Source organism: Slackia sp., assembly GCF_977041755.1.
Genome location: NZ_CDRRGL010000082.1, coordinates 1 through 9,011, shown reverse-complemented (window position 1 = coordinate 9,011; position 9,011 = coordinate 1). Strand labels below are relative to the sequence as shown.

General features: G+C 57.9%; 8 protein-coding genes. All 8 read right to left on the bottom strand.

The features are described 5' to 3' along the window. The coding region (locus tag ACWI8T_RS06770; protein WP_449138391.1) for a shikimate dehydrogenase family protein at positions 1-789 on the bottom strand (789 nt) is incomplete at its 3' end. Between the two features lie 158 nt (positions 790-947). Next, positions 948-2,120 (bottom strand): bifunctional chorismate mutase/prephenate dehydratase, encoded by a 1,173-nt coding sequence (locus ACWI8T_RS06765; protein ID WP_449138390.1) that lies wholly within the window; start codon positions 2,118-2,120, stop codon positions 948-950. Then, a complete protein-coding gene (gene aroC, locus ACWI8T_RS06760) occupies positions 2,120-3,208 on the bottom strand; it encodes a chorismate synthase (RefSeq protein WP_449138389.1) in 1,089 nt (362 codons plus the stop codon). Before aroC ends, ACWI8T_RS06765 begins: the two co-directional genes overlap by 1 nt. A gap of 121 nt (positions 3,209-3,329) precedes the next feature. Then, positions 3,330-4,391, bottom strand: a complete 1,062-nt coding sequence (gene aroB, locus ACWI8T_RS06755; RefSeq protein WP_449138388.1) for a 3-dehydroquinate synthase — start codon at positions 4,389-4,391, stop codon at positions 3,330-3,332. Then, complete coding sequence (locus tag ACWI8T_RS06750) at positions 4,388-5,275, bottom strand: prephenate dehydrogenase (RefSeq protein ID WP_449138387.1); 888 nt, start codon at positions 5,273-5,275, stop codon at positions 4,388-4,390. Before ACWI8T_RS06750 ends, aroB begins: the two co-directional genes overlap by 4 nt. Before the next feature lie 6 nt (positions 5,276-5,281). Next, positions 5,282-6,295, bottom strand: a complete 1,014-nt coding sequence (aroF, locus tag ACWI8T_RS06745; RefSeq protein WP_449138386.1) for a 3-deoxy-7-phosphoheptulonate synthase — start codon at positions 6,293-6,295, stop codon at positions 5,282-5,284. Between the two features lie 232 nt (positions 6,296-6,527). Beyond that, positions 6,528-8,063, bottom strand: a complete 1,536-nt coding sequence (gene gpmI / locus ACWI8T_RS06740; protein WP_449138385.1) for a 2,3-bisphosphoglycerate-independent phosphoglycerate mutase — start codon at positions 8,061-8,063, stop codon at positions 6,528-6,530. Between the two features lie 135 nt (positions 8,064-8,198). Beyond that, the gene (gene tpiA / locus ACWI8T_RS06735; RefSeq protein ID WP_419073384.1) at positions 8,199-8,978 is read right to left on the bottom strand and encodes a triose-phosphate isomerase; all 780 of its coding nucleotides are present in this window, start codon (positions 8,976-8,978) and stop codon (positions 8,199-8,201) included. Between the last annotated feature and the right edge of the window lie 33 nt (positions 8,979-9,011).

The window sequence follows — 9,011 nt, the reverse complement described above, 5'->3', positions numbered from 1 at the left end:
TTTCTCGACAATCTCGTTCACGATTTCATTGCTGATTTGCTTGTGCTGCCACAGCTCGCTTGCCGCCTTCGCCTGAGCGACGAGCATGGGCAGGCCACTTATATGGGGAACGCCGAGCTTTTCGGCCTGAAGCATGAGGCCCGTTCGAGCCGGGTTATATACCACGTCAATTACGCCAAACAAGCCATCGGCGCGACCCTCGCGCAACTCTCCCGTGCGCGCGAACGGCTCGAGGTCGATGGGAGAATCGGGACAGTTAGGGAACATGCCCACGGGCGTTGTGTTCACGATGAAACGCGCATCGTAGTGCTGTGCGATGTTTTCGTAGTTGTTCTCGCCCGTGCGCGAGATCATGACAATCTCCGACGCGCCGCGATCGGTAAGCACGGCATGCACCGTTTTCGCCGCGCCGCCCGTGCCAAGCACAACGACTTTGCGGTCGGTCACGTTCATGTGGCCGACATTAAGCAAATGGGAGAACCCGTAATAGTCGGTGTTATCGCCAAGCAAAGTGCCATCTTCGCGGCGGACGATGGTGTTCACGTTTCCGATTTTCTTAGCAGCATCGGTAAGCTTGTCGCACAAATCCATCACGGTTTCTTTGTACGGCATCGTCACGTTCAGCCCCGCAAAATCGCCTTCGCGAATGAAGGCGGCGACGTCGTCGGGCTCAACTTCGTGCAAACGGTATTCATAGTCGCCCAGCATCGCATGAATGCGCGGCGAGTAGCTGTGGCCGAGCTTTCGACCAAGCAATCCGTATACGGGTTTCGTTTGAGAGACAGCCATTTGTACTCCTTCATAGAATGCGCCGCAACAAGGCGCGAATTTCACCATTGGTCGGCGGCGTTATGTTTCGCCACGTGCCCGCGCGGGAGCCGAAAGAATCCGCGCGGGCGTCAAAACACGTATCGGCCCAGCGCCATAGAAAGAATATCGCCAACCATTTACGCCGACACCTCTGCATAGCTGCCAAGATAGGCGAGAGAATCGCAAAGCGGCTCGATTTGGGCGATTACTTCGTCGAACGCGGCATCGTTCGGCGTGCACTCGATATCGACATAGAACATAAACTCGAATTCGCTGCCGGGAATGGGACGGCTTTCAAGTTTCAGCATATTCACTCCAAGCGCCGCGATGCGGGAAAGCACACGGAAAAGAGCGCCCGCCTCGTGCGGCGTGATAAGCAGAAGCGAGCTTCGCTCCGGCACGCCCACGAGCTGCGGCTTTTTCGCCACGCAAATGAAGCGCGTGAAATTATCGGCTTCGTCTTGAATGGCGTGCTGAAGAACATTGAGCCCGTAAAGCTCGGCGCAGGCAGTCGAAGAAATCGCCGCGACATCGCGTCGCTCGCTATTCGCCACAGAACTCGCCGCCATCGCCGTGTTGCGGCAGGCGGTCGAGGTTACCTCATTGGGCATTTGCGCGATGAAATCGGCGCACTGACGCAATGCCTGCTCGTGGGAAAACACCTCGACGATATCCGACTCCTCAACGCCAGGCTTCGCAAGCAAATCGTGGTTGATGCGCAGCGTAATGGCGCGCGCTATGTACAAACCGCGCTTGTAAAGCAGGTCATATACGCGATCGACCGTACCCGCCGTTGAATTCTCAAGCGGCAGAATGCCATATTCGACGCGCCCCTCTTCCACAGCATCGGCCACGGCGTCGAACGTGGGCACGAAAACGATATCGGGATCGTCAAAAAGCTCGCGGCATGCAATGTGTTGATAGGCGCCCTCGACGCCCTGCACCGCTACATGCGCGGCAGCAGGAAGTTCGGCGACCTCGTCGATAGCGGCAGGCACCACGCCTTGCGAGCCGTCATCAAGCAGCGAATGCTGATAGGCGCGGCTCATTTCCATCATCATGCTGAACAGGGGTGGAATGAATTTCTTGAACTCATCGCTCGCAAGCTCGGTTGCCTTGTCGATTTTCGCCGTCTCGCGCGCTTTATCGAGCACGGGCTTGCCCGTCGCGCGCTTATAAGCCGCTACATCGGCGGCGATATGCATGCGACGTTCGAACAGCTCAATAATCTGCGCGTCAATCTCATCGATGCGCGCACGCGAAACCGAAAGATCGACGACGGGCGTCGTGTTCGTTTCCTGCGAGGTCATTAGTCCATCCTCGATCCCAAAAGCAAATCATACAAAGCAAGCGCGACCGCGGCCTCAACGACCGGCACCGCGCGCACAACGACACACGGATCGTGGCGGCCATGTACAGAAAGGCCCTCGTTCGTGCCCGCCTGCATATCAATGCTGTGCTGAGCACGCGAAATTGACGGCGTGGGCTTAAACGCGCAGCGCACAACCACAGGTTCGCCCGTCGTAATGCCACCATTCGCGCCGCCGGCATTGTTTGACTCGAACACGACGCGTCCATCTACAATGCGCATACCGTCGTTGTTCTCGCTGCCACGCATATCAGCCACATCAAAGCCGCGCCCAAATTCAACGCCCTTTACTGCGGGAATACCGAACAGCATGCGGGCGACGGCGTTCTCGACCCCGTCGAACATCGGCTCGCCTACGCCGACAGGCATCCCCGTGGCAGCGCATTCGACAACGCCGCCAACGCTATCGCCCGCCTCACACGCTTCGGCGATGGCGGCAATCATGCGCTCGCCTTGTGCGTCGTTGAGAACAGGGAACGTCTTCGCATGCGCCACGTGAACGTCGGTGGACGAGAGACCATGAAGCGCGAACGCATCATCGGCAATGCCCGCAATGCGCGCGATGTGGGCACCGACTTCGACCCCCTCATCGCGCAGCAGCTGAATCGCAATGCCACCCGCGATGCACAAAGGAGCGGTAAGGCGACCTGAAAAATGGCCGCCACCCGAAACGTCTTGCGCGCCGTGGAATTTCATATTCGCCACGTAGTCGGCATGGCCTGGTCGTGGCACGCGGCGCAGCTCGTCGTAATCGGAGCTTTTTGTATTCGTATTGCGAATAAGGGCCGCAAGCGGCGCGCCGCACGTGACGTCATTGACCAAGCCGCCCAAAAATTCAGGAAGATCGGCTTCTTTGCGGGGAGTCGACCACGGCATGCCGCCTGGCGCTCGACGCGAAAGAAACGCCTGCAGCTCATCGAGATCAATCTTCTTTCCGGCAGGTATGCCCTCAACCACGCAGCCGATGCCGGCGGAGTGGCTTTGCCCGAAAATTGACACGCTGATATTTTTTCCAATGCGCGAAGCCATGCGCCCCGCCTTCCTGTCGTTGGTGCCATCTGGCACGTTGTTCCATTTCGCCCTGTACCGATCAGGCTTGTTAGGACCTGCGACCTGTTAAATGCTCGTAGCGTTTAACAGGTTTGAATCGCTATACACATGCATCATGAACGAATGCGCGGAAATCGTCGAGCGTCAAAGTCTCGATGCGCGACGTTCCGATTTCGCTCGCCACGACGACGTTCATCGTGGAGCCATGGCGTTTCTTATCGGCATGAGCCGCCTCGTATATTGCGCTCGCGGGCTCTTCAGTTTCAGCAAGAAGCCCCCACGCGCGCACGGTCGATTCGATTCGCATGGCATCGACGGCGGAAAGCCACCCGCGCGCAACGCTCGCCTTCGCCACGAGCACCATGCCGCACGCGACGGCGAACCCGTGCGTCACCGTGAAGTTCGACAGCTTCTCAATCGCATGGCCCAATGTATGCCCAAAGTTAAGCAGCTGGCGAGCGCCCGCTTCCTTTTCATCGGCAACCACCACGTCGCGTTTCAACTCAACGCAGCGCCCAATCACCTCGGGCAGGCGCATATCGCTCGCAGAACATGCCTCAAGCTGCGCAAACAATTCCTTATCGAAAATCACGCCGTATTTCAAAACCTCGCCGCAGCCGTCAATGAGGAAATGTTCGGGAAGCGTTGCAAGAAGCGACGTATCGATGAGCACGGCATCGGGCTGGAAGAACGCGCCCACGAGATTTTTGCCTTCGGGCAAGTCAACCGCCGTTTTGCCACCGACCGACGAATCGACGCAGGCCAGAAGCGAGGTAGGCACCTGAACGCACCGAATACCGCGCATGTAGGTGGCAGCCGCGAATCCCGCCAAGTCGCCCACAACTCCGCCGCCCAAAGCGACGACGAGCGACGAGCGCGTAAGGCCCGCATGCGCAAAAGCCTGCTGAGCCCGAGCATAGGTATGAAGCGTTTTCGACTGTTCGCCCGCCTCGAAAACGAAGCTCGATACAGTATAGCCCGCCGCCTCGAGGCTCGCTTTCGCGCGCGAGAGGTAGAGCGGGGCGACATTGCTGTCACTCACAATGCAGCAGGCGTCTCCCCCACTCACGTCTCGGCACACCTCGCCAAGTTGATCGAGCGTGAATTCATCGACGAAAACATCGTAGCTATGCGACGCGGCATCGACTTTGATCACACTCATCGCACGCCGCCTTCGCGCGCGTCAGAATACCGGCCATCGGCCTTGCGTTTAGCAATCGACCCCTGCTCGAGCAAGGCGTGCAGTTCGGCTTCATCTCCGCGCGATAGCGCGTCGCGATAGCGCCCAAGCTCCGTTATGACAACGCCGATTTCCTCGGTAAGATTGTCGGCGTTGTCCATAAACAGCTCGGTCCACATATCGGCATTGAGCTCGGCGACGCGAGTGAGATCCTTATAGCTGCCAGCGGAAAAACCGCGATGCTTTTGTGCGGTGGGGCTTTTGATGAAAGCGGAGCTCACCACATGGGCGAGCTGCGAGGTGTACGCGATAATTTGATCGTGCTTTGCCGCGGTGGTAATCGAGAACGACCCGAACGCCGCAGGCGACAAGGCTTCCTCGGCCCACAGAATAATATCGGGATCATAAATCTCGGGCGGCACGAGCACCATAGGCTGGCCGGCATACAAATCGGCACGTGCATGACGATAGCCCGAGTATTGCAGGCCCGCCATGGGGTGGCCGCCAATGAACGTAAAGCCACGACGCTCCGCGATGGAGAAGCACACCGGGCACACGCTGCGCTTCACGCTTCCGCAGTCGATAACGAGCGTTGATGGCGAGATGAATTGCTCATGCGAGCGCACCCATTCGATAATCGCCTGAGGATACACCGCAAGAATCAGCAGTTCACACGTTGGAATTGTCGCTTCATCCAACGGGCCTGCGACCGTCTCTTCCGCCATAGCGGCGTTCATGGCGCGTTCGTCGATATCGGCAGCAAAAACTTCAATACCAGCATCGGCGTATGCTTTAGCGAACGAGCCGCCAATAAGGCCCAGGCCGACAATGCCAACTCGTTTAGGGGTTCGATCAGTTTCAGACATCGCGACCTACCATTCCGCGGTAACGGCAGAGCGAATGATGCCAACGCGACGCATCATATCTTCAAACTGCTCGGGCAAAAGCGCCTGAGCACCATCTGAGGCTGCATGGGCGGGGTCGTGGTGCACCTCAACCTCGAGGCCATCGGCCTGAGCGGCGGTCGCGGCGCACGCCACGGGCGTCACGAAGCGGGTATAACCCGTCGCATGGCTCGGGTCGGCGATAATGGGCAAATGGGTAAGCTCGCGAAGCACGGGAATGGCGCTCACGTCAAAAGTGTTGCGCGTACGCGTCTCGAACGTGCGAATGCCGCGCTCGCAGAGCATGACCTGGTCATTTCCTTCGCTCATGATATATTCGGCACTCATAAGCAGCTCGTCGATTGTAGCCGACATGCCACGCTTGAGCAGTACGGGCTTGCCATAACGGCCGAGTTCCTTGAGCAACGAGAAATTCTGCATGTTTCGCGCGCCCACCTGAAGAATGTCGACATCATTGAAAAGATCAAGGTCGCGAGCGTCCATGATTTCGGTAATGATAGGCATGTCGAACTCACGCTTTACCTTCGAGAGGATGTCGAGGCCCTCTTTGCCCATGCCCTGGAAGGAATAGGGACTCGTGCGGGGCTTGAACGCGCCGCCGCGGAAAATAGCGGCACCGTGCTTTTTGACCTGCTCGGCAATGACCATGCATTGCTCTTCGCTTTCGACCGAACAAGGACCGGCCATGACGGCGAAATTGCCCTTGCCGCCGATTTTCACACCGCCAACCTCGATGACCGTATCGTCGGGGTGGAACTTGCGATTCGCCTTCTTGAAAGGCTCGGACACGCGGCGAACCGCTTCGACCATGCTGTTCGATTCAAGCAAATACGGGTCAATGCGAGTCGTATCGCCAACCAAACCGATGATGGTCTGATTCGCGCCTTCGATAACCGACGTCGAGACGCCCTTGCTCTCGATGATTTCACAGAGTTGCGCCACACCTTCTTTTGGCGTTCCAGGTTTGACAATTGCGATCATGCGCGGAATCCTTCCATAATACAAAGATGCCGAAGCGGGCAGCCTCGGCATCAAAGGTGTTGCAAGCGGGTTACACCACTATAGCACTATCGCACGATAGAGTGAAAGAGGAATCGCGATTCCACGCGCGGAATTCGACAAGAGCCATAGAAAATCGAGCAGCGCAGACGCCCCGGCAGCGAGCCGTACCCCGGCAACACGCCTCCGGCGGGGAACGGCAGTAATCAGAGCCTTACGCCAGCAAGCTACGGCCCGTGAATTCCTTCGGCGATTCCATACCCAGAGCAGCTAAAAGCGTCGGCGCAATATCGCACAGCGCGCCTTGCTCTCCATTGAGCTTGAGGCCAGCACCTGTGCCATCGGCCAGAGCGAACGGAACGAGTGCCGTCGTATGGGCCGTATGCGGCGTGCCATCGTCGGCGATCATTTTGTCTGCGTTGCCGTGATCGGCGGTAACGAGCGCGAAACCGCCCTTGGCCTTCACCGCTTCAACAACCTTCGCAACACCCGCATCGACCGCCTCGATAGCGGTAACCGCAGCGGGAATAACGCCCGTATGTCCAACCATGTCGGGATTAGCAAAATTCACGATATACACGTCGGCTTCGTCGTTTTCAATCGCCGCGGCAAGCGTGTCGGCAACAGCGGGTTCGCTCATCTCGGGCTGCAAATCGTAGGTCGCAACCTTCGGGCTCGCGATAATCGTACGCTGCTCCCCCTCCTTTTCAGCCTCAATGCCACCATTCAAGAAGAACGTGACATGCGCATACTTCTCGGTTTCGGCGATATGGTACTGGCGCAAACCAGCGGCAGAAAGCACATCGGCGAGCACGTTTTCAGGGAATGTTTTCGGGAATGCGATGGGGGCGTTGATCGAAGGGTCGTATTCCGTCATGCACACGAAGCTCACCTTGGGTGCGCGTGCACGCACAAACCCGTCAAAATCGGCATCGACAATCGCACGCGTGATTTCACGGGCACGATCTGGACGGAAATTGAAGAACACAACCGCATCGCCATCGAGCACGCCACGCGCATCGAGGGCGCCCGGCACCACGAACTCGTCGGTCACATCGCTATCGTAGGAAGCTTGCATGAATGCATCGGCGGAAATATCGCTGCACGGTTCGGCGCACACGATGGCATCGAAGGCCTTTTGCACGCGCTCCCAGCGCTTGTCGCGGTCCATCGCGTAATAGCGCCCTGAAATCGAAGCGATCTTCGCCACGCTCGCAAGACCTTTTTCAGCGATGAACTGTTCAAGCTCCTCGATATAGCCCTTGCCACTCGCAGGCGGCACATCGCGGCCATCCATGAAGCAATGGATGCGAATATCGCTCACGCCATAAGCGGCCGCGTGCTCAATGAGCGCATACAGATGCTCGTTAGAGGAATGAACGCCACCATCGGAAAGCAAGCCCATGAGGTGTAGCGCAGCGCCAGGAGCCTTCGCCGCATCGAGCGCCGCATTGAGCACGGCATTTTCGCGAATGGAGCCCTCGCGGCATGCCATATTGATACGAGAGAGCTCCTGGTGCACCACGCGACCAGCGCCAATATTCAAATGGCCCACTTCGGAATTTCCCATTTGGCCTGCAGGAAGGCCCACAGCCTCACCCGATGCTTCGAGCTTGCACATGGGGGCTTCGCCCAAAAGCGCATCCAAATACGGAGTGTTCGCGAGGGAAATCGCATTGCCCGGACCAGGCTCCGCCAAACCGAAGCCGTCCATAATCACAAGCAGGGCTGGCGTATGCAGCGTTTGCATAGTTCCTCTTTCCCGCGCAAAAGCGCGTATCACATTGCGGCCAACGGGCCGCGACTGCCTTATCCCCCTTGCAAAAATCCCGGCAACCGCAAAGGCGCCGGGATTTCTGCTCGTTTTTCAAAGAGTGGTATCGAATTATTCGGCGTAGCCAGAGGCGATTTCGACAAGCTCGCAGAAATCCTCAACTTTAAGCGACGCGCCGCCAATAAGGCCGCCATCGATATTCGGGCACGCCATGAAACCGTCGGCGTTTTCGGGCTTCATGGAGCCACCGTAGAGCACGCGCATATTCGCTGCGGCCTGCTCGCCTACCAAATCGGCAACGGTAGCGCGAATTGCCGCAGCAATTTCTTCAGCCTGCTCGGGAGTCGCGGTGCGGCCCGTGCCAATAGCCCAAATGGGTTCGTAAGCGATCGTGCAATACTCAGCTTCGTGAGCGTCAAGGCCAGCAAGCGCGGCGCGTACCTGGTCGCACACGAAACGAACGGCATCGCCCGCATCGCGCACGGCAAGGCTCTCACCGACGCACACGATGGCGTTGAAGCTCGATTCGGCGAGCGCGCGAACCTTCTTGTTCACCATGGAATCGGTTTCGCCAAAATATTCGCGACGCTCCGAATGGCCCACGATGCACCAAGCGGCTCCCACATCCTTGAGCATGGGAATGCTCGTCTCGCCCGTGAAAGCGCCCGAAGGCTCCCAATGGCAGTTCTGAGCACCCACGTCAATGTTCGACTTGTCGAAATCGAGCACCGTGAACACCGAGCGCAAATCAATTGTCGGCGGGCATAGCACCACGTCAACCTTGTTCCACTTGCGAGAATAGCGATTGGAAATGCCCTGGGAAAGCACCACGCTCTCGGCAGGCGTCTTATTCATTTTCCAGTTGCCGGCAATTAAAGGCTTGCGAGACATAGGATTCCTTTCGTTGAATCGCAGACGCTTTTG

Coding starts and splice junctions, on each gene's coding strand:
- aroF (WP_449138386.1), bottom strand. CDS start 6,295: ATGATCGCAATTGTCAAACCTGGAACGCCAAAAGAAGGTGTGGCGCAA.
- aroC (WP_449138389.1), bottom strand. CDS start 3,208: ATGGCTTCGCGCATTGGAAAAAATATCAGCGTGTCAATTTTCGGGCAA.
- ACWI8T_RS06750 (WP_449138387.1), bottom strand. CDS start 5,275: ATGTCTGAAACTGATCGAACCCCTAAACGAGTTGGCATTGTCGGCCTG.
- ACWI8T_RS06765 (WP_449138390.1), bottom strand. CDS start 2,120: ATGACCTCGCAGGAAACGAACACGACGCCCGTCGTCGATCTTTCGGTT.
- gpmI (WP_449138385.1), bottom strand. CDS start 8,063: ATGCAAACGCTGCATACGCCAGCCCTGCTTGTGATTATGGACGGCTTC.
- aroB (WP_449138388.1), bottom strand. CDS start 4,391: ATGAGTGTGATCAAAGTCGATGCCGCGTCGCATAGCTACGATGTTTTC.
- tpiA (WP_419073384.1), bottom strand. CDS start 8,978: ATGTCTCGCAAGCCTTTAATTGCCGGCAACTGGAAAATGAATAAGACG.